Origin of the sequence: Paenibacillus sp. CH40, from assembly GCF_024213605.1 — a bacterium.
GTDB lineage: Bacteria > Bacillota > Bacilli > Paenibacillales > Paenibacillaceae > Paenibacillus > Paenibacillus polymyxa_B.
Map to the genome: position 1 here is coordinate 282,794 of NZ_JANAVQ010000004.1, position 21,813 is coordinate 304,606.

A 21,813-nucleotide genomic window follows, 5' to 3' on the forward strand; every position below is an offset into this window, starting at 1 on the left:
CAAAAAATACCGGAAGCACTTTTGCGCTCCGGCATTTTTATAAACAAGATAGAGAAATAGCGATTAATCCCGAACTTCTTCTTTGGGAATCAGCTTATAAATTTCTTCGCTTTCCATAGAGTCAATTAGTCGGTCTAGCCACTTGTAATAAGCGACGGCCTGCTTCATTTTCATACGATCTTGCTGAAGAATCGCCTTAAATTCCTCGTACTCTTCACCCTGATTCATCAATCTGTCCAGCTCATCAATGGCTTTGCGCAACACCAGTAAATTTGTTTCTACCGCTTTTCTCCATTTAATAGCGAAGAAATCAGTGAAGGTTTGATGCCAGTCATATTCGACTTCATACAAGTCTTTGCGTGAGCCCTTGCTCCAAACCTTATTTACCATTTTCAGATCCAATAATGTTCGAACTCCTGTACTCATGCTCGTTTTGCTCATTTCCATTTCACGGCCCATCTCGTCCAGCGTCATCGGTTTATCCGCAAAGAAAAGCAAACCGTATAAATGCCCCGCAGACAAAGTGATCCCATACAGGTCCATGTTTTTACCTATAGCTTCTATAACACGTTTGCGAATTTTTTGCAGCGAAGCCTGCTGCTCATCACCTAACTGGTACAAGCTCATGCTTGCAACCTCCTAATTTTAGAGCATTTTGCACAACCTAGTATGAACGATTTACCCGTAAAAGATTAGCTTTGACGCAATGTAAGAAATCTTTCAATAATAAATGAAATGTTTCAAAAACAAAGCTTCTGTCTATATTACAACAGCATGGATCGTTCAAAATCATAATTCGCAAAATTGCTAATGATAGTAAACTTTTAAAATTATGGATATACATAAATCTTTTTCTTATGGTTATATTTCATTGTCTATTTTAAAAAAAGCACTATCGGTTGTAAAGTTCCGAATGTTTGAGCATTCTATAGAACGGAGGAGCATATCAAAGGAAACTTTGTACAGTTTTTTCTGTACGTACTTTATGAACAGTTTTTTTGTTTGAAATGTAAGCTATGCTTCTGTTACAATTAATTTTGTCATTAACCGTTCAGGATGTTCAGAATTATGATTTTTATACTCAATCCTTAATGCAACAAGGGGTTAATACCAAGCAAAGTATAGAAAGAAGAGGTGTATGTATGACGATTTTGGAAGTCAAAAATGTCAGCAAACTCTTTGGTCCTCACGCAGAGCAAGGTGTTCCGCTCCTGGAGCAAGGCTGGGGCAAGGAAAAGTTGGCCAAAGAAAAACAGATTACTGTTGGTGTCAATAAGGCCAACATGGAAATTAAGCAAGGTGAAATTTTCGTAATTATGGGGCTATCGGGCAGTGGCAAGTCCACTTTGGTGCGAATGCTAAATCGCTTGATTGAGCCTACCTCCGGTGAAATTCTGGTCCACGGCAAAGATCTCCGTAAGATGAACAAAGAACAACTTCGCGAAGTTCGTCGTAAAACCATCAGCATGGTTTTTCAAAAATTCGCCCTGTTCCCACATCGGACTGTATTAGAAAATGTAGAATATGGTCTTGAAATTCAAAAGGTAGAAAAAGCACAGCGTCAGGAAAAGGCGCAACAAGCGTTGGAACTGGTTGGTCTTAAAAACTGGGGCGATAAAATGCCCGATGAATTGAGTGGCGGTATGCAGCAGCGTGTCGGCCTGGCACGGGCGCTGGCTAATGACCCTGAAGTGCTCCTAATGGATGAAGCGTTCAGTGCATTGGACCCTCTCATTCGCCGTGACATGCAGGATGAGCTGTTGGAGCTTCAAGATAAAATGAAGAAAACAATTGTGTTTATCACCCATGATCTGGATGAAGCGTTGCGGATTGGTGACCGGATTGCCTTGATGCGAGACGGTGCGGTCGTACAAATCGGTACACCGGAAGAAATTATGATCCAACCGGCTAACTCTTATGTAGCCCGCTTCGTCGAGGATGTGGATCTGTCCAAGGTATTGACGGCTGCTCATGTCATGCTTCGTCCAGAAACCATCACCATGGATCGTGGTCCGCGTGTGGCTCTGGAATTGATGCGGGAGCGTGGGATTTCCAATTTGTTCGTCATTGACCGTACTAAAAAGCTACTGGGTGTTATTAACGCCGAGGATGCTGTTCATGCACTGCGCAATAATTTGAAAATTGAAGATATTTTGATTACTGACGGACCGCAGGTTGCTGCCGAGACTGTCATTAATGATTTGTTTGAAATTACAAGCTCGTCCAAGGTGCCGCTGGCTGTGGTCGATGACAAGCAAAAGCTGCTGGGCGTTATCGTCCGTGGAGCATTGCTTGGCGCACTTGGTGGAGATGTTACCACTACAAAGGAGGTGAATGCCCATGATACCGAAACTGCCAATCGCTGAGTGGATTCAATCCATTGTCGACTGGATGGGTATTCATCTGGCTGGATTGTTTAATGTTATTTCTTCTATTATAGAAGCTGTAGTAGGCTTTTTCTCAGGCCTGTTCATGCTTCCGCACCCTCTGGTGTTCATTGTGATCATCGGGATTATCGCCTTTATGATCGGGCGGGTTCAGCTTACGCTGTTTACTGTCATCGGCTTCCTGCTGATTGATAATCTCGGCTATTGGAGTGAAACAATGAATACGCTCGGACTGGTCATCACGTCTGCGCTCGTATCCATTGTTATCGGAATTCCCATCGGGATCTGGTGTGCATACAGTAAATCCGCATCCCGCATTATCACGCCTTTACTTGATTTTATGCAGACGATGCCTGCGTTTGTGTACTTGCTCCCAGCGGTTACCTTTTTCAGCCTGGGTGTTGTACCTGGTGTTATCGCATCTGTTATCTTTGCTATCCCCCCAACCATTCGCATGACTAACTTGGGGATTATGCAAGTATCAGGTGAGCTGATCGAAGCCTCAGATGCTTTCGGTTCAACCTCTGCGCAAAAGCTGTTCAAAGTTCAGCTTCCACTGGCATTGCCTACCTTAATGGCTGGTATTAACCAGACGATTATGCTGTCACTGTCCATGGTTGTTATTGCTTCCATGATCGGTGCAGAAGGCATCGGTGCTGTTGTGTACCGTGCTGTGACACAGCTGCAAATCGGTAAAGGTTTTGAAGCCGGCTTAGCTGTTGTCGTTCTGGCTATTGTGCTTGACCGTTTTACGCAAAACCTGTTTAAACCTACGCAAAAAGGCAAAAGCCGCGTATCCAGCAAGCAAAAAGTATGGATTACTTCTGCAGTTACAGCTGTCATTTTGATCGCTGGTGCTTCCCAATATTTTGTTGGTACAGATCATTCCGCATCTGGCAAAGGTAACGCTGCTGCCAACCCGGTTGGCGAAGAAGTCGGTTACAAAATTATCGGTATTGATGCCGGGGCAGGCATTATGAAATCGACTGCCAAAGCAATTCAAGACTACAATTTGTCTGATTGGAAGCTGGTTGAAGGTTCCGGTGCAGCTATGACGGCCACACTGGACAAAGCCATTAAAGCGAAAAAACCGATCATTATTACAGGTTGGACTCCTCACTGGATGTTCAACAAGTATGATCTCAAATATTTGGAAGACCCTAAAAAGTCTTATGGTGAAGCCGAGGGGATTCATACGATTGCCCGTAAAGGCTTGCAACAGGATGCTCCTATCGCTTATGAGTTTCTAAAACGTTTCAAATGGACACCGGAAGATATGGGTGAAATGATGGTTGCCATTCAAGCCGGAACCAGTCCTGAACAAGCTGCCCAGGATTGGGCGGAGAAACATGCCGACAAGGTTCAGGAATGGACTAAAGGACTGCAACCTGTCAATGGCGACACGTTCAAGCTGAGTTATGTCGCTTGGGATTCCGAAATTGCCAGTACGAATTTGCTAAGTTATATTTTGGAGAACAAACTGGGTTACAAAGTAACCGCACTTCAAGTGGAAGCAGGTCCTATGTGGACGGGTGTCGCTAGTGGTGATGTAGATGCTTCACCGGCTGCATGGCTGCCGTTAACACATGCGGATTACTGGGCTAAATACAAGGATAAGCTCGACGATCTTGGGGCTAATATGAGCGGTGTTAAAACCGGATTGGTCGTTCCAGCTTACATGGATGTTAAATCGATTACTGATTTGCAGGATAACGGAGCCGAAGCGGCTCCGGCTTCCGCCACAACTGAGGACTTTGGCAAAGAGGTCGGTTACCGCATTGTCGGTACCGACCCTGGCGCCGGACTGATGAAGCTGACCGCTAAAGCTATTAATGACTATAGCTTATCCGACTGGAAGCTGCTTGAAAGCTCTGGAGCTGCTATGACTGCTACACTGGATAAAGCTATCAAAGCCAAGCAGCCTATCGTCGTAACAGGTTGGACTCCTCACTGGATGTTTAACAAATATGATTTGAAATACTTGAAAGATCCTAAAAAAGCGTACGGTGATAAGGAAGAAATTCATACAATCGCCCGCAAAGGTTTGAAGCAGGATGCTCCTGTGGCTTATGAATTTCTAAGCCGCTTTAAGTGGACTGCTGAAGATATGGGTGAAGTGATGATCGCGATTCAGGACGGTATTGCCCCACAGCAGGCTGCCAAGAACTGGGCTGATAAACATCCTGACAAGGTACAGGCATGGATCAAGGGCCTACAGCCCGTCAACGGTGATCCTTTGAAGCTGAGCTACGCTGCTTGGGATTCTGAAATTGCCAGTACGAACGTATTGAAATATGTATTGGAACAAAAATTGGGCTATAAAGTAACAGCCCTGCAAGTGGAAATCGGCCCGATGTGGACTGGCGTGGCCGGCGGAAGTGTAGATGCTACTGCTGCCGCTTGGCTTCCATTGACGCATGCTGATTATTGGGCTCAATACAAGGATAAGGTGGATGACATCGGAACCAGCATGACTGGCGTTATGTCCGGGCTTGTCGTTCCATCCTATGTGCCGATTGATTCTATCGAGGATCTTCAGCCGCCGCAATAATATTTTTTCCACTTTTAAACCATATGAACAAGCAAAAGGCAGATCAGGGTTTACTCCTGATCTGCCTTTTTATGAGTTCCATATTTAAAGTTGCTCTCAGCCTTTTAGCGTGAATCCTTCTTGAGCAGGCACATCGGCATGCTGCCCTGCCGTCTGATGCTGTTTAAAGAATAACGGATAGATCGCGAAGGACACCAGCAGACTCACACAACCAATGACGCCTAGAGCAATCATATCTTTGAAGATGTAGGTGATATCCAGTCCTTTGAGCGTGATGTTCCGTACAGCATCCAGGTAATACGTCAGTGGCAATATTTCAGCAAGCCCCCGCAAGAAGCCGGGCATTGCTTCCAATGGCCACGTATAGCCTGACAGCATAAAGGAAGGAACAGCAATCAGCATCAGCGTTTGGGTCGCATCCACTCTGGTCTTGGAAAAGAGACTGAATAAGAAGCCTAATCCGCACAATGCAAAGTTAAAGACCAGCGATACCAAAACCAAAGGCAGTACCTGTCCCCTGAACGGAATATCAAAGCATAAAGCGCTGATACTGAATACAGTCAGCACATTGAAAGCTCCCGCTGCATAATACGGTGCCAGTTTGGCAATAGCCAAACGCCAAGGGGTATTTCTCCATGCACCAAATCTTCCCCAAGTCCCTGCTTCCTTATCACGCGTGCAGGACAACGCGATACCAAGCAGCAAACACTGCTGGAGAGCCGCAGAGATAACCCCTAGTGGCATGAAAAGCTTATAATCATATACCGGGTTAAATAGCACTCTGGATCGGAACGGGATGGTAGTCAGCGTCGACGCGGCCTGATCGGCGTTCATTCCCTTTTGTTTCATGGAATTGACCGATACTCCAGCGCTCACGCTGCTAATGACCTGATTCGCAATCCGACTGGCACTATTGGAATACATCATATTACTGCCGTCAATCAGCGTGAGCACGGGTGGGTTCTCCCCATGCTTAAGCCGAGTCGTAAAGTTGTCGGGAATGACGATTCCGACCTTAGCTTCCCCGGTCTCTACCTGACGGACAGCATCTTCCTGATTGCTCGCTTGCCGTGTAACGGCAAATGAGTCGGTCGAATCGAACGCCTGAATGATCTGGCGACTGAGCTGTGAATTATCTCCATCGTACACTGTGACAGGCATCTCGGTAATCCGCTGATGTGAATATAGGAAGCCGAATAGTATCGTATACACAATCGGCGTAATCAGCAGAATAGCCATAAAGCGGCGGTCCCGGAAGATGCTCAGCCATTCCTCGCGAAACACATCGCGGATACGAAGTCTTTCCTGTGAATCCTGCATATTACTGCGCCCCTTTGCCTGTAAACAGGACCGTGGAGCCTGTTGGAACCGAAGCAGCAAGGTCCGGCAATGCTACTTTAACACCGAAGGAACGGACATCCTTGTCACCGGAGCTTTGGCTCGGTTTTTGAATGGCAAAGTCAGCAGCCGATTCTAACAGAATGACTTTACCCTTCAGCTCCTTACCGCCAGACAGCAATTTAATTTGGACAGTATCCCCTGCTTGAAGGCCATTCAGAGACGTTTCAGGTACATAGAATTTAGCCCAACGTTGTGTCGAAGTTTCAATGGTATAGACCGGGAATCCTGCGCTAGCCATTTCACCTAAGCTAAGCGACTTGGATTTTACGATTCCATCTTCGGCCGCATATAGAGTCGTGTAACTCAAATAGGTCTGAGCCTCTTGAAGCGCGGCTTCCGCTTGGGCTACCTGAGCATTGGCACCTGCAACCGCAGATTGAGCCTGCTCAACTGTGGATTGCGCCGCCTTCACAGCAGATTGCGCTTGTTCTACCGAAGCCTGAGCAGCTTTGACATCTTCCTGTTGCACAGCAACTTTGCCCGCTCCTGCCTGTGCTTCCTTCACCGCAGCCAAGGCTTGACGGTATTGAGCTTCAGCCGCCGTAATTTCCTCCTTGCGGCTTCCCTCCCGTGCCATATCCAATTTTTGCGACTCTGCATTATACTTGGCCACTGCCTGTTGATGTTCCAATGTCGCTTGATCCAAAGATGCCTGGGTTGCTGCTCCGGCTTCTTGAAGTTTTTTGGCACGCTCCAGATTTTTAACGGTCAGGTCCAGCGTTTCCTTGGCTATCTTCACAGATACTTGCAATTGCTCAAGCTCCTGCGGTCTTGCCCCGCTCTTGAGCGCATCCAGTTTTGCCTTGGCGGCGTTCGCAGCCGCTTTGGCCTGTTCGATCTGGCTGGAGGATGCCTCAGCGGTCACACTGACCGATGTCGTACCTTGGCTCTTCTTGGCCTGAGCGGCGCTTACAGTAGCCTGTGCCTGACCTACGCCTGCTTGAGCCTGCAACACACTGGCTTTTGCTTTGGATACATTACTCTTAGCTGCCAGCAACGCCGCCTGTGCCTGCTTCACCTTATCTTCCAACTCGCGACTTTCCAGATGGGCTAACACCTGCCCCTTTTTAACCTGATCGCCTTCTTTGACGAGCATCTGGTCAATCCGTCCTGCCATTTTAAAGCTGGCATTGAGGGTATCCGACTCCACATAAGCCGTAGGTATGGAAGAAGACTGATCCGCAGACAAGCTGCTCCCACCCCGTGGGAAAGCAGTCAAGGCATAAATTCCTACCGCGATTAAAATAATAAGTACGACGTAAATCGTATATTTTTTAGCTTTCATGTTTTCATCACTCCATCTGTCTATTAATGTTGCATGCCCAATGCATTACACACAAATACTTCAATACTTTCTCGAACCTCTTGCAGATTCATCGTTTCGCCCCAAACCATGGACCGCATCGGAGCGAAAATGTAAATCCCAAATAAGCAATTGGCTGTTGTTTTGGCATCCAGCTTACTTGAAATTTTCCCATATAACTTACCGGAATCGATCTCCGCCTCCATAAAATCAAAATAATCTGCCAGCACCTGCCTAATATTAAAATGCTGTTCCTGTGAGACCCATCCCTTGCTAACCAGTAAACGGCAAAAATCCGGTTCTCTCCCAATGAACTCAATATGTACTTGGATCAGCTTGCGAACCCTCAATTCTACCTGATCCATAGGAACCTGAGCCATTGCTTCATGGATATCCTGCACAAATCGCTCCATCCCCATCTTCAAAATGTAAATGTACAATTCTTGCTTGTTTTTAAAATTGTAGTACAGGGTTCCTTTGGCTATGCCACAAACCTTAGCAATTTCTTCCATGTTTGTTTCGTTAAATCCTCGTTCGGAAAAAGCTTTAAGTGCGCCGTTAAAAATAATTTCCTTCGTTTGCTGTTTCATGCTTCCTCCTTTTTTGAACTGACCGTCCAGTACAAAAATTATGTATTTATTATAAGCCCATCTTTAGTTACCCAGCAATAGGAAAAATGAAAATAATTCATTTTAGACATTTCGTCTAAACGCTTATTCTAAAAAAATAAAAATGCAAAAACGGATCGAATAAGTGAGGGGGTCACTCATTCGATCCGCTATGTCATAAAATCGGGTGATAAGGGGGCCATTCTACAGATTATCAACCGATTTTAAGGGAAGGCCGACTATTTTTTCACCGTTTGATTGTATTGCGCAATTTTGCCTGTAATTTCTTGTGCAGCTTGATCCAATGCCTGTTTTGGCTGTTGCTGGCCACTCAGAACGGCCTCGATTGCACCTTCGACGATTTGGCGCGCTTCTGGGAATACGCCCATCACTGCGCCCTGTGTAGCGGTGGATTGTGCCGATGCGTGCAATTGGTCAACCGCCGTCTGGAATTGCGGATATTTTACCATATTGTCTTTGAGTACCTTCTCGTCATAGGCTGCTTTCGTGATCGGGAAGTACCCGGTATTTACACTCCATTGTGCCTGTACAGCTGGGGAAGCGACGAATTTAATGAACTCCCACGCTGCCTTCTGTTGGGCTTCGGGCTTGTTGTTCATAATGTACAAACTCGCGCCGCCTACAACCACGCCGCCTTCTTTAGCTTCATTGGCTCTTGGCAGGAATCCTGTGCCTACTTCAAATTTATCGCCAACCTGCTCCACAATATTACGCAGCGAAGCGGTGGAATCCAGCGTCATCGCAATTTGTCCTGCGGAAAATGCCTTTGCCGTATCGTCCGAGTTACGTCCCAAATTGGATACAACCTTTTCATCGATCATTTTCTTCCACCACGTCAGCGTTTTTACACCAGCATCCGAATTCAGCATGGATTCCGTTGCCGCTTGGTCACGACCATTGCCATTATTCACATAATCCGCGTTCTGATTGGCAAACAGTTGCTCCATAAACCAGCCGTAGATGGCAATGGAAGCACCGGATTTACCATCCTTGCTCAAGGCTTTTGCAGCCTTTTCGAACTCATCATACGTTTTCGGAGGATTAGCTGGGTCAAGTCCTGCGGCTTTGAATGCATCCTTGTTATAGTATAGTATCGGGTTTGACGTATTGAACGGCATAGCGTTCAATTTACCATCAATCGTGTAGTAACGTGTAATATTTGGCTCTAACTGCGACAGATCGAACTTGTCTGCATCAATAAATTGTTGTACAGGTGTGATCATTTTGGAGTCGATCATGAATTTACTACCGATTTCGTATACTTGAATGATGTCCGGTCCGCTGTTGGAACCAAGCGACGCTTTCAGCTTGTTCAAGCTATCATCATATTTGCCTTGATATACTGGCTCTACCTGAATGTCCTTATGACTGGCGTTAAAGTCAGCAGCGATCTGCTTGATTGCTTTTTCACCGTTACCGGACATCGAATGCCACCAAGTCAGCTTCACTGGAGAAGTCGCTGCTGCCCCATCACTACCATTACTCGGCTTCTCTGCAGCAGTATTATTGCTACAACCTGCTGCAACCACCATGGCAGTCAGAATAAGCAGGGTCAATGTACTTTTCAGACGAAAAAATCTCATAATCTCTCTTCTCTCCCTTTGATTAAATGATCTTGAATTGGCATTCTCTTGCGATATTCTTGTGTGTTGAAGCTCTGTATATGGGCTGCTTGCGCAGGTGTTGCTTTTCATTTGAAATATGTGATCAGCCTTTAAGCGCACCCGCTGCCATTCCACGTACCAACTGCTTTAGTCCAAAGATCAGCAGGAGCAGAGACGGTAAAATGACAAGTGCCGTACCCGCAAACACCAGATTCCATGAAGTCGATTCCTGAAATTCGAGCATGGATATTCCGATCTGTACCGTACGCATATTCTCACTATTGGTGATCAGTAAAGGCCAGAGATACGAATTGTACATATTCAGGAACGAATACACAGCCAGTGTTCCGAGCGCAGGGCGCGATAACGGAAGCACATGGAACACAAAGTAACGGATATGTCCGCACCCATCCATACGAGCCGCCTCAAACAGTTCCTTGGGAAGCTGGAGAAAAAATTGCCTTAACAGGAATGTTCCGAATGCCGTCGCCAGAAAAGGAACCGTCAACCCTTGATACGTATCAAGCCAGTTCCAGCTTCGTACCGTCAGGTAGTTTGGAATAATGGTCACTTCCCAAGGGATCATCATCGTCGCTACAAACATGCTGAAAATGAAGTTTTTTCCCTTGAAGTCCATTTTGGCAAAGGCGTAGGCCGCCAAGCTCGCTGTAATCAACTGCCCAATCATCGTCAGACCCGAAATGAGAAATGTATTTCCAATAAAGGCTGCAATCGGAACAATTTCAAACACTTCAGTGAAATTCTCCATATGAAAGGAATGCGGAAGAAAGCTTGGTGGATAAGCGCTTGCTTCCTCCGGCGACATGACTGCCATAAAAAACGTATATATAACCGGATACAAAATGAGAGCAGCTGCAATCGTAAGCAGTACATACAGCAATGTTGAATTCAGGTGTCGTTTCATTGGTAATGCACCTTTCTTTCCACCCATTTGAACTGAATCATCGTGAGCAGCAGAATGACGGCAAACAAGACAATGGCCTGCGCGCTCCCCGTTCCAAACCGGAAATTAACGAAAGCTTCCTGATAGATGGAATACACGAATACATTCGTACTGTTCACCGGACCGCCTTTGGTCAAAATGTTAATTTGAGCAAAAGACTGGAAGGCTCCAATGATGGAAACTACTGTTACAAAAAAGATCGTCGGTGATAACAGTGGCAGGGAGATACGCCAGAACGTGACGAGCGGGCCAGCTCCATCCATTTTGGCACTTTCATACATGTCATCTGGAATCCCTTGAAGTCCGCTCGATAAGATAATGTAATTGAAGCCAAGATTCATCCAGATGGTCATCATGGCTACTGAGAACAGCGCCCAATCCGGGCTGGTCAGCCACGGAACCGGATTAATATGTAGGAGGGAAAGCACATAGTTGAACATCCCCAGTGTCGGATGAAAAAGAAATTTCCAAATGACTGCAGATGAACCGACCGACAACACCATCGGCAGCGAAAAGGCAAACTGGAAGATACGCATTCCCCGCAATTTACTGTGTGTAAGTGCAGCCAGTACCAGCGCCAATAAAATACCTACTGGTACTGTTAACAGTGCAAACAGGAGTGTGACCTTAATTCCTTGTAGAAACAGTCCCGAGCTGAAAAGTGTAGTAAAATTATCTAACCCCACATAAGCTGCAACGTTTCCTGCGGGATCTGTAGAATGCAAGCTGAGATATACGGACTTGATCATCGGGTAAAACATAAATACAGCAAACAAAATAAGCGATGGAGCCAAAAAGGTATACGCCAGCGCGTTTTCGCGCAATCTTTGAATTTTTAGCGAACCCGTGCGTATGCGGGCTTTAGACGAAGTCTGTTGCTGACTCCTCGTCCCTAGTCCCATAGATTTGTTAAGCTCACCCAAAACGGAGCGCCCCTTTCTTTTCAAACCAACCTCAGTAAGTGTATCGTTTTGATGTAAAGGGAACGTCAAGTGGACTGGAGTAAAATGTTAATGTTTTTTCATTTTGTAAAAGCAACTCTCTATAGGTATAAGCACAAGGACATAGACTCCTACATATAATGCATCATTACAGGGTATGGAGGTTAGAGGCGAATGCCATACAACACCGTCAGTCCGCAAACGTTATATCAAGCTAGACCGGAATTACAGGCGGAACTCAAAAATATCCGCGATCATTTGCATTATCAATTAAGCCCCTACATGAATCACACGGTTAGGGTGCAAACGATGGATCATCAAGTATATGAAGGAACGATTATACACATCGATGCGGATCATTTGTATTTAAGAGTCCCTCAGCAATATCACTCACCCTTCTCAGGCAACACCACCCCTGATCGCTCCTATGCCTACAACAATGTCATTCTGCCGTTGGTGTTATATAATTTATTGGTTATAACTCTGTTGAGCTGACGCTCGATCCACATCTCTCTAATTAAAAGACAAAAAAACCTCCAAATTCTGTAAGGATCCTTCTTGGCACATTACGAAGTTGGAGGTTTTAGTTATTTGTTTTTCATAATCATTAGTTCTCACAAGAGATACCTGCTTCTTGCTCTAGTACAGCTATAAACCTTTCTATACAATCTCCACTCGGCAGGTGGGTGAACACCTCGTTCACACCCTGATTGATCAGCGTGATGTTCCCCCTAGAATCCGACAAACCCTTATCCAGCTTAGCCAGTGAAATATGGTGATAATTGATGAACTTGACCCAAGGAGTACCCATAGTACAGGAATAAAAGATGATTCGTTGGGATGTCACTGCCAGCATTCCATGATGCGATATCTTCTGGGAGCTCTGTTGCAAATCATACGTACACCCCATACATGATCGGATGTGTTCGCCCGCTTCTAACGTCAGACTAATAGCTCGCAACTCTTTTTCATTTGTTTGCATCCCGTCTCATCTCCTGTTCGAAGTTCAGGAACGAGTCGCAGCTCCTTGACCTCAGATCAGCTTTTGCGGCTTGTCCCGTCGACCTCTTCATTTTTCGTCAGATTAAGACTCTCACGAACTGGACAATGACCTACCTCAACTGCACATTGAAACCAAGGATGGATATGTACAACTTAACATGGGTACAGGATGTTATCAACAAGCAAGCTATCACTCTTTTTCAGCATAACTTCGCAATCTGCGCATTGCTGAAGAAGCAATTAGATCTAAATTTTAGTGATTGGAATGGATGAATTTCAGAAACGAGGAATGGTATACGCTTCTTCTTGGCAAGCTAATGTGAGAATACGTTAGAACGGAGAAGAAGCCTTATGAAATATAACCGTTTGCTGTGCGCTGGAATTGCTGTTTCTTTACTGTGTATCAGCTCTTGTCCCACTCCATCTACCAATGCACAAGCCCCATCATACGCCTCCCCTACTCCTACAAAGGGAAGGGCCTATTACGAAGAACGGGGGGACATTGTATGGGAAGTTCCTACCCATCGTAAGCTTATCGCTCTCACATTCGATGACGGACCGGACGAAAGCAATACGCCTGCCATTTTGGATTTGCTTAAAGAATACAATGCTAAAGCAACCTTTTTTGTCGTCGGCAGCCGTGTAGAAAAGCTTCCTGATATTGTGAAACGAGAACGAGCAGAAGGGCATGAAGTGGGTAATCATACCTTTTATCATTCATCTTTTCAGTATATTTCCCGTAACAAAGCTCTGTCAGAATTGGATCAAGGCCAAGCGAGCATCGTTCAAGCAACTGGTGCGGGAACCCATCTTTTTAGACCCCCCGGCGGCTCCTACACCGATTCGTTAGTCAAGCTCTCCAAGGAGAAGGGGCTGAAAATTATTTTATGGTCCTGGCATCAGGATACCCTAGATTGGCGAAAACCAGGTGTACACCGTATCGCTAATAGGGTGCTTCGTAACGCCCGTAATGGCGACATTGTCCTGATGCACGATTATGTACATCAAAGTACACAAACCGTCGAAGCCCTGAAAATCATTTTACCGGAGCTCAAGAAGAGAGGGTTTACCTTCGTAACGGTATCCGAATTGCTCTCTAATCGTGAAAAACCGGATGGGCTCATTGAAGTGAATAAGTAAAAGAGAGCAATAAAACTCCGTCAATTATTTGTTGACGGAGTTTTATACATGTGGATTTTGCGAAAACCTAATAAGGAACTGATAATTCTCCGAGCGATAATGTGTTGTTAACGAATGACTCAGAGAATGTACGGTAAGGCTGGCTTGAACTTTAAAGAAGCCTATTACATCATATTGCTATTTTCATTTGCTAGCTATACCTTTCAGTCCAACGTTTTGGAGGCTAGCCATTGCATCATCGTTATTTTCTTTCCGTTAATCACCTTCGATACTTCGTTGTTATAAACGTAAATCCAAGACCAGTGGCCATTGTATTCATACGGTGTTTGGTCGCTCTTTTTGTACAAACCAGAGGTATCTACTACGTTATCAAATAACGACATATGAACATCCTTTGCTCCAGCATTCACTAAACGGTTGTAGGTCGGAACCGTATAATCGTTCGGCCGTACTACGGTGTCGGTTTTGGCAGCCACAAACCAGATCGGCAGGTCCTTCATTTCGTTAATCTGTTCATCGGTTATAAGGCTGTCCTTCAAGGCTTCACAGGCCACCACAGCGGCTGCAAAATAGTCTTTATAATCACGGATCATCAGCATAGTCATGTAACCGCCGTTGGAGTCTCCACCAATGTAGATTCGATCTGTATCAATGTCTTTGTTCTTGGCCACGTACTCCTTAATTAAGGACATCAATGCTTGCTCGTATTTGGAGGTGCCGTCTCCGAAGCTTGTAAAACCATCCATCCAGTAGGTTGGAGTCTGAGGTGCCAGTACATAAGCCCCTTCAAAATAGGATTGAATATCTTTAGATGCAAAATTCGCTGCATTATTTCCGGAAATCGGAATCGTCGGATCTGTACCTCCCTCACCCATACCATGCAGCCAGATCACCAAGGGGTTTTTCACTTTGTCTTTTGGCGGTGCATAGTCCGCATAGGTTAAAGTAATCCCGTCAAAAGTAGCTTTGCCGGTTGCAAATTGATCAACTAGCTTCCGTATCTGACCTGCGGAAGTATCAATTTTCAAGCCGGAAATCGTTCCTGATGTGGTTTTAATAGCTTTTTGCTGCGTGATTGTGTATTTGTTATCATTCCATGCGTTAAACCCGGAACCTGCCGCATCATAATGAATAGCTGAGCTTAGTGTTAGGGCTGGGCCGACTTCCATTTCTAATACAACGTAGCTTCCGGTTTTATTTACAGGGTTGCCACTTTTGTCCGATACATAGGCCTTGGTGACTTTCCGGTTGCCACTCTCAATAAAGGGATTGACCAGCCTATTGTCGCTTCTTCCCACATGCACCTTAAATGTATCCTTTGTTATCGCATCTTTAGGTACTGGCTTACCCAGGTTAACAATGATCTTCGTAATGGCTGCTCCCCAATCCTTAACCTCCGCAACCGTCCGGTACGAGGTGGGCTGTATCTTTACATCCTTGGCCCATGCACCGGAATTGAAAGCAAGGGTCGTACCGATAGCTAAAGTGAATAACATAGTTGTTTTAGCAGCCTTTTGAAACCGTTTAAACATGATGTCTTACCTCCCGGGTCCATTAATAAAACGCTTACATTATTTATTTTAATGATTTTTTTATTTGTATCCTGTCTTTTATTAGCCTATTTCAGGTCAATTACTGACTCCTTGCTCCAGAATACCTCTTGTTCTCTTTTCGATATTGATGCGGTGTTGCCTGATAAACCCTTTTAAATACCCTGGCAAAAGACTTCTCGTTCGGAAATCCATGCTCCAGCGCAATTTGTATGATGGAATGATCCGTATTCATGAGAACTCGAAAAGATCTCTCCAGACGGATGGCATTGATATATTGAAATAGGGTCATCCCTACATGCTTCACAAAAAAACGGGACAAATATTCGGGAGACAACCCAAAAACCTGAGCTATCGAATCCAAGGATAAACTTTGATCGTAATTCTTTTTGATATAATCGGTTATCAACGTCAGCCGCTCCAAATATTTATCGGAGTTAAAGCCACGGATAGATTCATGATCCATTTTAAAATGCATTAATAACAGATACACCAGTTTATAAGATAATGACGTTAAATGGATATGCGCTAAAGGGTCATTATGCTGGTTGAGATAAGCCACAAATAAGGTGTTTAACAAATCACGCAGCTCCGCAAAATGCAGTAATCTCTGCTCGTTAGTTTCAAAAATGGATATGCAGTCAAATGAAATCGGGTCACTGCCGTTAACATTTTCTCGAATAAATCCAGAAGGAATCAGAACGGTTATAGCCTCTCTTCCTTGTCCCTTAGCCACAGAGAAGGAATGAATAGCATTCGAATTAATGAGCACAATATCTCCTTCTTTGGAGCTATAACTGGCGCCATCAATATAGATATTTTCGATTTTTCCTGAAAGCACATAGGATATTTCGATGCTATCGTGCCAATGCCCAGGTATGTACGCTGGTTCATTGGAGGAATGAACTATAATTTTTAACGGAAAATGATTGTCTGCCTGGACCAACTCATATTTGTATTCCAAGTTTGTCGCTCCTCTCAGATGTGAACTCATAAATAGAAGAAAATGGCTTCAGCAAAGTGCCGAAACCACTTGTATTTAACCTTCCTCTCTCTATAAACAAAAAAACCTAAGTATAACAAAATACATAAGATCCTTAGATCTTAACATTTTGTTCCTTAGGTTTTGCCTGCGTAACAGTAACAATCCTAGTGCTGTTCATTTAATTAAGCTAAGTATATAGTGGGTTGAAAATCATGTCAACGCTTTCATTCAAGGCGTAATAAACGAAAAGGTCTTATAGATCATGCGTAAATCTATATATAACACTACAATTTGGATCATTAAAAAAGGCTGATTATGAGAGTGTCCATAATCAGCCTTTTGTTTTACGCTATGTGGTCAAACAGGGCGTCTAATCATAGAAGCCCTTGATGCATAAGGTTTTTTGCCCCCCACATAATTCATTCTAATCAACAACTTCCTTACAATTGTATAATGGGGTATCGTGGCAGGTTAACCTAACAAGCAGACTGCCAATTACGTTTGAAAATACCCAAACGTGCTGCCGGGTTGACATTCAGAACTGGCCTTGTGAATCTGGTGGAGTTAAAGGGAGTGCTAGTTGTGTCTCATCTATTATTTTGAACAAGCATTGTATTGAAGAGCCAGCGAAAATTCCATCTGAAATACTGAGCTAGATGCCAATCTTCATAGCCATTTAATACACCTTCATTTAACCAGTAAGACTCTGGTTTTCCGCTCGTCGCAGCTTCAGACACATAAGCGATCATTTTTTCTAAAAAGCGAATGACATCTAGGATTCTATCTGGAGTGGACACATCTCCATGCCCGGGAATGACAGTATCTACCTTCAGATCTCTTTGAATGCGTCTAAGGATTCGTATCCAAGCGTAGGGATTACCGTATGGCATGACCGGAATCGTCTTGTTGGTTATTAAATCACCAGCAATCAAGGTTCGTTCTTCAGGCACGTAAATAACGGCATCGCTTAAAGAATGGCCGCCTCCGTAGGATAAAACTTCGACAGTGCGTTTTGCTCCTTTTATAACTAGTTTATCGTCAAAAGTTATCGTGGGTATCACCCTACGAAGGGAAGGGATAGCATCATACAGGGCTCTCTGCACGGAAAGATCATAGCCGATTTCGGTTAACATGTGCGGATTTTTTTCTTGTGAACGTACTTGATGTAGGCTATTTATTAACTTCTGAATGTTTTGTTGCATTAGATCAATATTCACTTTACCCATTTCAGATAGCAAATCTCTTGTCCAAACGGTAGATATAAAATCACTTTCCATGAATTCCTGATTGCCGTTGACATGATCTCCATGGAAATGAGTATTGATCACGTATTTAATTGGTTTATTCGTTAATTGTTCTGCGGTTTGACGTAACAAAGCACCAGAATGCGGTAGGTTGGTTGTGTCCACAACAACGGTCAAATCCCCAATGTCAATAATTGCCGCATTCCCCAGCGAACCACTACCAGGTACCGAAATAGCACCCCAGATACCTTCCGCTGCTTGTTGAATCGTGAAATATTTGTTGTTCATTGTTTATGCCTCCATCAAAATAAGTTTGACACCATTTCCTTTTATCTTTAGTTTTTTATGTTTCATGTATATCAATTAGCAACTTTAGCTTACAAGTTAGAGTTAACTAGAAATCAAGCACAAATTTTTGAAATGAAGTTAGAGGTGCTAATATCGACTTCGAGTTGACTTAAAGATGTATAATAGTTTTAAATTTTGGTTTAGAATAAAGGAGTGACAAAAAAAACAATGCTTACTATAAGTCAAGTATCAGAAAGAACGGGGCTAACTCCTTATACGATTCGCTATTATGAAAAAATTGGAGTGCTACAGGAACCAAATCGAAGAAATGGAAGGACACGCATTTATACCGAAAGTGAGGTTTCATATATACAATGTTTAATTAGATTAAAAAAATTGGGATTGTCGCTTGAGGAGATTACGGAATTTACTCGTGACGGATGTGTACTGGATAAAATTCAACAAGGGGAAGAAGTTGCTAATTTTACTCCTGCCTTACACATACGAATAGAAATTCTTGAAAAGCATCTGGTGGAACTGGAATCCAAGCGGCAGGAACTTGAGTGCATGATTTCCCTTGCTAACGAGAAGATAGCCCTATACCAAAAACTTACGAAAGACGATATAGTAATGTAGAAGACCTGGTTCACCACCAGCATATACGATGGCAACAGAATTGATTGAACTAACGGGAAACGTTAGTTCAATGAAATAGCGATAGTCTAGGGCTTTATTTTCCCGTCCTAGGCTACCATTGTTTCTTTTGTTGTAGTTAGCAAAACTTTATTTTCATCGAACATTTAAAAAGTGGATTCATAGGACCTTGAATGTCCGTCTGTAAACAATTTCTTTAATTAAAAAGCTCTGCCGACCAATTAAGGTTTGCAGAGCTTTTTTATTACTCGACTATTTATTTTTTCTGAATATGAACATCCCAATAAGTGCAACAACTATTATAGCGGGAATTCGCCATGGATTCGGTAGAAATTTTGTTAACCATAGGGCAGCGAATACTGTGGCTATTGTCAAATAGCCTAAGCGTTCAGATGGTTCAAATTTCTTTTTATTGAAGAACACAATCAAATAGCCTATCGGTGGAGTTATGAGGATCATTAAAATTATGACCATTGGTCTTAAATACCACTTTCTTTTCATTCTTCCTCCGTCATTAATCGTTGTTAATCACAGTTATTAAAGGAATATAGCTCGATAGCTCTAGCAATAATATCAGCTAACCATCCCGACACCTAATTCTTCATATCTACTCTAAATTCAAACTGATCAATGAAAAAAGCTCTCCCGACCAATTAAGGGGATTAATTCACTTGCTGGCTTGAACAAACACATAATTAACCTTCCTCACCAAATGGCTAAGGACAAGTTGTATAGCAGGGTAATTTAGAGGTTTCCAGGCTGTGAATCAGCTATTCCCCATGTTTCCCCATTAACTTTATAATCACTGCCTCTCCACTGAAGTGTGTAGTTTCCAGAACGCAAACCGTTGGTGATACCTTCATCAGTACTTTTCCAAATAACTGTGTCATGAGGAGCAATTACTAATGCTTCAATATATAGTTTGTTTGAACCGTTATGAGTTAAACTTACTTTTACTGGATGATTAGAGTGATTTTTCATACGAAGTTTAACATGCCCCCATCCCTTAGGGACATCAAAGGACTCTCCTACAGTTGCGCCTCCGCTCGATCTTTGATTAATTATGATGTTTTCGCTAGTTTTACTTGTTGAAGCTGAAGTAGCCCCTACCGTAATCGCCATGCTTAAAGACAAAACCGAGAACAGAAATATTCTTTTCTTCATCATTTTCCCCTTCTATTTTTTGATATGGTCTACCTTAAAGAGACTACCGTCTACAATCTGGTAGGTCCTTTCATATCTACTCTAATTCAAACTGATTCCGCATATAGTACGCTCCGGCAATCTTAATCGTATCGGGCGAAAACTTTTCTACTGTCCCTCCATAGTCTACAACCGATACCACGTCTTCTCCCAATGACTGAACAACGTATACTCTTACCTGGGTTAATGCAGCTGCAAATAGTTCGATATCTGAGTTTAACACTTTATATGTATGGTTCATGCTGATCACCTCGATAATTCATTCGGTGAACGGTGTGGTAATTCCTTCAATAAAAAATCCCCACCCACCAGTTAAGGTTAGCGGGGATTTGCACTGCTTACGTTTAAGCGCCCCCATGCTGTACTTGAGGCCGTATATCATGCGAGTGAACGGGTACAGTAACGATAAATAAAAAGCTAGCCGCGATGATCAACAGTACCATTTTTTTTAACATTGTTCATCCACACCTTTTCAATGAGATTTAAAAATGCTGCTTTGGTTTCAGGAACTGCATACTCCCGAAAATGTAAAAACAGCCCCATACAATTTATGAAGTAAGTCTCATTACTTAGTGTATGATAACTTACCATTGAATACATCAAATGTTTAAAACCATCATCGTAAAAGCTTCGATGTAAATAATAATGAGCTAACTCGTAACCACACCACGCAAAATAGTCTGGTACCACTTGTTGAGTATACATATCACTTGATGAGTGTTGCAATAATGATACCATGTCCGCTTCAAAGCGTTTAATTATATTACTAACATCGATATCATATCGGTTAGCCGCTATCATAATATTCAGCAGTTGGATGACCCTGTCTTCCTGAGTTGTATCCTCCGCCGTATCAATATATTCAACATAATCTTGTAGCACCTTAGTATCTCCGGATAAAAGCTTATTCACAATAACATTAGCTTTTGCCCAGTGCTTAAACAAGCCAATCCAGTGTTGGGTATCTTCATCTGTTTCTTTAACCCAATCTAAATTAGCATAGGCGTATGTATATTGTAGAGCTTGTTGATAATCGCCTTGGGCTTCATAGACACTTGCACACAGCAGGTCAGCATAGGAAATGTATACAAACAAAGGACGAGTCAGCTTATTAGTAGATTCATTACATTCTCGACTCTTGTGTTCATGTTTCAAATTATATTGAATTTCCGCTTTAGTCCTCATTATTTTTGCTACTTCCTCTACCTTGTCCCATTTACGCAAAGACCTGTACACGTTAGCCAAATCCTTCAGCGCGTCAAGCTGTTCTATTTCATCCAGACGTTCCACGAAGGGTTCAAATAGCGTTGCTGCCTTGAGATTCCGACTTTGATCGTCTCCAACTTGAATCGTGAATATACGATATTGACAGACTGCCAAACGCTCAGAATGTTGATATTTCTCCGCTTCAGCCACACCCTCATAGAGCAGTAGCGCAGCCTCATGTCGTCCCTGCGCCAACAATTCTTCTGCAATTTCAAATAGCTTGGGTGAATATAGTAGATTGTCCATGATAGCTCCCACCACTCGACGGATCGCATCCAGCTTGTCCAACTCCGCACAGCGAAACAAAAATGGCTCGATTCGCCTCATATTCGGGGGATGGTCGATAATGTAGTTTTCTATAAACAGATCGTAAAAATCCCCTTCTGGTAAACCCATAGCCTCAGTGATTAGGTCAAGCTGGTTAACAGACATTGACTTATTCCCTGTCACAATAGCACTTACTATTCCCCTATTCATGCCTGCAAGTTGTCCAAATTGCGCTATGCTCAAACCCTTTTGTTGTAAGTATCTATCTAATTCTGCTCGAATCGTAGGTGTATGCTTCATGCCATAGCCACCCTTCGCTTAAAAATCCCATAATTTTATAATCATTTACTATTTTTGTCCAGCAATTAACCAGTTGTCAATATCTTTTTTTGCGAATTATGTAGAAATACTGCGTTTGTCATAAGAGCACTCCT

19 protein-coding genes are annotated in these 21,813 nt (G+C 43.4%); 5 read left to right on the forward strand and 14 right to left on the reverse strand.

All coding sequences use genetic code 11. From position 1 onward, the window contains the following. Positions 1 to 63: 63 nt before the first annotated feature. Positions 64 to 627 carry a GbsR/MarR family transcriptional regulator gene (locus NLX73_RS14565; RefSeq protein ID WP_028543060.1) on the reverse strand — a complete coding sequence of 188 codons (564 nt, stop codon included), beginning with the start codon at positions 625 to 627 and terminating at the stop codon, positions 64 to 66. A gap of 515 nt (positions 628 to 1,142) precedes the next feature. Here NLX73_RS14565 and NLX73_RS14570 point away from each other — a divergent pair. After that, positions 1,143 to 2,366, forward strand: coding sequence for a quaternary amine ABC transporter ATP-binding protein (locus tag NLX73_RS14570; RefSeq protein WP_029516322.1), 1,224 nt, complete (start codon positions 1,143 to 1,145; stop codon positions 2,364 to 2,366). Further along, positions 2,341 to 4,938, forward strand: a complete 2,598-nt coding sequence (locus NLX73_RS14575; RefSeq protein ID WP_254326519.1) for a glycine betaine ABC transporter substrate-binding protein — start codon at positions 2,341 to 2,343, stop codon at positions 4,936 to 4,938. The genes NLX73_RS14570 and NLX73_RS14575 overlap by 26 nt, the downstream gene beginning before the upstream one ends. 96 nt (positions 4,939 to 5,034) lie before the next feature. On the opposite strand, the gene NLX73_RS14580 is transcribed toward NLX73_RS14575, so the two are convergent. The 6 genes from NLX73_RS14580 to NLX73_RS14605 all read right to left on the reverse strand — a co-directional run bounded on the left by NLX73_RS14580 (position 5,035) and on the right by NLX73_RS14605 (position 11,762). Then, positions 5,035 to 6,258 carry an ABC transporter permease gene (locus tag NLX73_RS14580; protein WP_254326520.1) on the reverse strand — a complete coding sequence of 408 codons (1,224 nt, stop codon included), beginning with the start codon at positions 6,256 to 6,258 and terminating at the stop codon, positions 5,035 to 5,037. A 1-nt stretch (position 6,259) separates the two neighbouring features. Then, entirely contained in the window at positions 6,260 to 7,624 is a 1,365-nt protein-coding gene (locus NLX73_RS14585) for an HlyD family secretion protein (protein WP_235307717.1), read from the reverse strand. A 23-nt stretch (positions 7,625 to 7,647) separates the two neighbouring features. Continuing rightward, positions 7,648 to 8,232 carry a TetR/AcrR family transcriptional regulator gene (locus NLX73_RS14590; RefSeq protein ID WP_025721531.1) on the reverse strand — a complete coding sequence of 195 codons (585 nt, stop codon included), beginning with the start codon at positions 8,230 to 8,232 and terminating at the stop codon, positions 7,648 to 7,650. A 257-nt stretch (positions 8,233 to 8,489) separates the two neighbouring features. After that, positions 8,490 to 9,854, reverse strand: coding sequence for an ABC transporter substrate-binding protein (locus NLX73_RS14595; RefSeq protein ID WP_103048871.1), 1,365 nt, complete (start codon positions 9,852 to 9,854; stop codon positions 8,490 to 8,492). Positions 9,855 to 9,978: 124 nt separating this feature from the next. Continuing rightward, the gene (locus NLX73_RS14600; RefSeq protein ID WP_061829595.1) at positions 9,979 to 10,800 is read right to left on the reverse strand and encodes a carbohydrate ABC transporter permease; all 822 of its coding nucleotides are present in this window, start codon (positions 10,798 to 10,800) and stop codon (positions 9,979 to 9,981) included. Then, positions 10,797 to 11,762, reverse strand: a complete 966-nt coding sequence (locus tag NLX73_RS14605; protein ID WP_043882098.1) for a carbohydrate ABC transporter permease — start codon at positions 11,760 to 11,762, stop codon at positions 10,797 to 10,799. The genes NLX73_RS14600 and NLX73_RS14605 overlap by 4 nt, the downstream gene beginning before the upstream one ends. 192 nt (positions 11,763 to 11,954) lie before the next feature. On the opposite strand from NLX73_RS14605, the gene NLX73_RS14610 reads away from it, so the two are divergent. After that, complete coding sequence (locus NLX73_RS14610; RefSeq protein ID WP_254326521.1) at positions 11,955 to 12,275, forward strand: hypothetical protein; 321 nt, start codon at positions 11,955 to 11,957, stop codon at positions 12,273 to 12,275. Between the two features lie 112 nt (positions 12,276 to 12,387). Here NLX73_RS14610 and NLX73_RS14615 read toward each other — a convergent pair whose 3' ends face one another. Continuing rightward, positions 12,388 to 12,762: a PH domain-containing protein gene (locus tag NLX73_RS14615; protein WP_165176370.1), complete on the reverse strand. Its 375-nt coding sequence runs from the start codon at positions 12,760 to 12,762 to the stop codon at positions 12,388 to 12,390. A gap of 371 nt (positions 12,763 to 13,133) precedes the next feature. On the opposite strand from NLX73_RS14615, the gene NLX73_RS14620 reads away from it, so the two are divergent. Then, on the forward strand, positions 13,134 to 13,922 hold the full coding sequence (locus NLX73_RS14620; protein ID WP_190298823.1) for a polysaccharide deacetylase family protein: 789 nt from the start codon (positions 13,134 to 13,136) through the stop codon (positions 13,920 to 13,922). Between the two features lie 203 nt (positions 13,923 to 14,125). On the opposite strand, the gene NLX73_RS14625 is transcribed toward NLX73_RS14620, so the two are convergent. The 3 genes from NLX73_RS14625 to NLX73_RS14635 all read right to left on the reverse strand — a co-directional run bounded on the left by NLX73_RS14625 (position 14,126) and on the right by NLX73_RS14635 (position 17,989). Further along, positions 14,126 to 15,454 carry a prolyl oligopeptidase family serine peptidase gene (locus NLX73_RS14625; protein ID WP_254326522.1) on the reverse strand — a complete coding sequence of 443 codons (1,329 nt, stop codon included), beginning with the start codon at positions 15,452 to 15,454 and terminating at the stop codon, positions 14,126 to 14,128. 100 nt (positions 15,455 to 15,554) lie between these two features. Continuing rightward, positions 15,555 to 16,436 (reverse strand): AraC family transcriptional regulator, encoded by an 882-nt coding sequence (locus NLX73_RS14630; protein WP_254326523.1) that lies wholly within the window; start codon positions 16,434 to 16,436, stop codon positions 15,555 to 15,557. A gap of 608 nt (positions 16,437 to 17,044) precedes the next feature. After that, positions 17,045 to 17,989 carry an MBL fold metallo-hydrolase gene (locus NLX73_RS14635; RefSeq protein WP_250243743.1) on the reverse strand — a complete coding sequence of 315 codons (945 nt, stop codon included), beginning with the start codon at positions 17,987 to 17,989 and terminating at the stop codon, positions 17,045 to 17,047. Positions 17,990 to 18,217: 228 nt separating this feature from the next. On the opposite strand from NLX73_RS14635, the gene NLX73_RS14640 reads away from it, so the two are divergent. After that, positions 18,218 to 18,625, forward strand: a complete 408-nt coding sequence (locus NLX73_RS14640; protein WP_254326524.1) for a MerR family transcriptional regulator — start codon at positions 18,218 to 18,220, stop codon at positions 18,623 to 18,625. Between the two features lie 762 nt (positions 18,626 to 19,387). Here NLX73_RS14640 and NLX73_RS14645 read toward each other — a convergent pair. From NLX73_RS14645 to NLX73_RS14655, 3 genes are all read right to left on the reverse strand, one after another. Continuing rightward, positions 19,388 to 19,810 (reverse strand): hypothetical protein, encoded by a 423-nt coding sequence (locus tag NLX73_RS14645; protein WP_372239070.1) that lies wholly within the window; start codon positions 19,808 to 19,810, stop codon positions 19,388 to 19,390. Between the two features lie 73 nt (positions 19,811 to 19,883). After that, positions 19,884 to 20,087 (reverse strand): hypothetical protein, encoded by a 204-nt coding sequence (locus tag NLX73_RS14650; protein WP_165176389.1) that lies wholly within the window; start codon positions 20,085 to 20,087, stop codon positions 19,884 to 19,886. A 176-nt stretch (positions 20,088 to 20,263) separates the two neighbouring features. After that, entirely contained in the window at positions 20,264 to 21,679 is a 1,416-nt protein-coding gene (locus NLX73_RS14655) for a helix-turn-helix domain-containing protein (protein WP_165176391.1), read from the reverse strand. Positions 21,680 to 21,813 lie beyond the last annotated feature (134 nt).

What these genes read in the sequence shown, in the direction of transcription:
- NLX73_RS14650 (WP_165176389.1), bottom strand. Translation starts at nt 20,087, where the DNA reads ATGAACCATACATATAAAGTGTTAAACTCAGATATCGAACTATTTGCA.
- NLX73_RS14565 (WP_028543060.1), bottom strand. Translation starts at nt 627, where the DNA reads ATGAGCTTGTACCAGTTAGGTGATGAGCAGCAGGCTTCGCTGCAAAAA.
- NLX73_RS14590 (WP_025721531.1), bottom strand. Translation starts at nt 8,232, where the DNA reads ATGAAACAGCAAACGAAGGAAATTATTTTTAACGGCGCACTTAAAGCT.
- NLX73_RS14640 (WP_254326524.1), top strand. Translation starts at nt 18,218, where the DNA reads ATGCTTACTATAAGTCAAGTATCAGAAAGAACGGGGCTAACTCCTTAT.
- NLX73_RS14620 (WP_190298823.1), top strand. Translation starts at nt 13,134, where the DNA reads ATGAAATATAACCGTTTGCTGTGCGCTGGAATTGCTGTTTCTTTACTG.
- NLX73_RS14580 (WP_254326520.1), bottom strand. Translation starts at nt 6,258, where the DNA reads ATGCAGGATTCACAGGAAAGACTTCGTATCCGCGATGTGTTTCGCGAG.
- NLX73_RS14655 (WP_165176391.1), bottom strand. Translation starts at nt 21,679, where the DNA reads ATGAAGCATACACCTACGATTCGAGCAGAATTAGATAGATACTTACAA.
- NLX73_RS14635 (WP_250243743.1), bottom strand. Translation starts at nt 17,989, where the DNA reads ATGAACAACAAATATTTCACGATTCAACAAGCAGCGGAAGGTATCTGG.
- NLX73_RS14645 (WP_372239070.1), bottom strand. Translation starts at nt 19,810, where the DNA reads ATGATGAAGAAAAGAATATTTCTGTTCTCGGTTTTGTCTTTAAGCATG.
- NLX73_RS14585 (WP_235307717.1), bottom strand. Translation starts at nt 7,624, where the DNA reads ATGAAAGCTAAAAAATATACGATTTACGTCGTACTTATTATTTTAATC.
- NLX73_RS14610 (WP_254326521.1), top strand. Translation starts at nt 11,955, where the DNA reads ATGCCATACAACACCGTCAGTCCGCAAACGTTATATCAAGCTAGACCG.
- NLX73_RS14570 (WP_029516322.1), top strand. Translation starts at nt 1,143, where the DNA reads ATGACGATTTTGGAAGTCAAAAATGTCAGCAAACTCTTTGGTCCTCAC.
- NLX73_RS14595 (WP_103048871.1), bottom strand. Translation starts at nt 9,854, where the DNA reads ATGAGATTTTTTCGTCTGAAAAGTACATTGACCCTGCTTATTCTGACT.
- NLX73_RS14575 (WP_254326519.1), top strand. Translation starts at nt 2,341, where the DNA reads ATGATACCGAAACTGCCAATCGCTGAGTGGATTCAATCCATTGTCGAC.
- NLX73_RS14615 (WP_165176370.1), bottom strand. Translation starts at nt 12,762, where the DNA reads ATGCAAACAAATGAAAAAGAGTTGCGAGCTATTAGTCTGACGTTAGAA.
- NLX73_RS14600 (WP_061829595.1), bottom strand. Translation starts at nt 10,800, where the DNA reads ATGAAACGACACCTGAATTCAACATTGCTGTATGTACTGCTTACGATT.
- NLX73_RS14625 (WP_254326522.1), bottom strand. Translation starts at nt 15,454, where the DNA reads ATGTTTAAACGGTTTCAAAAGGCTGCTAAAACAACTATGTTATTCACT.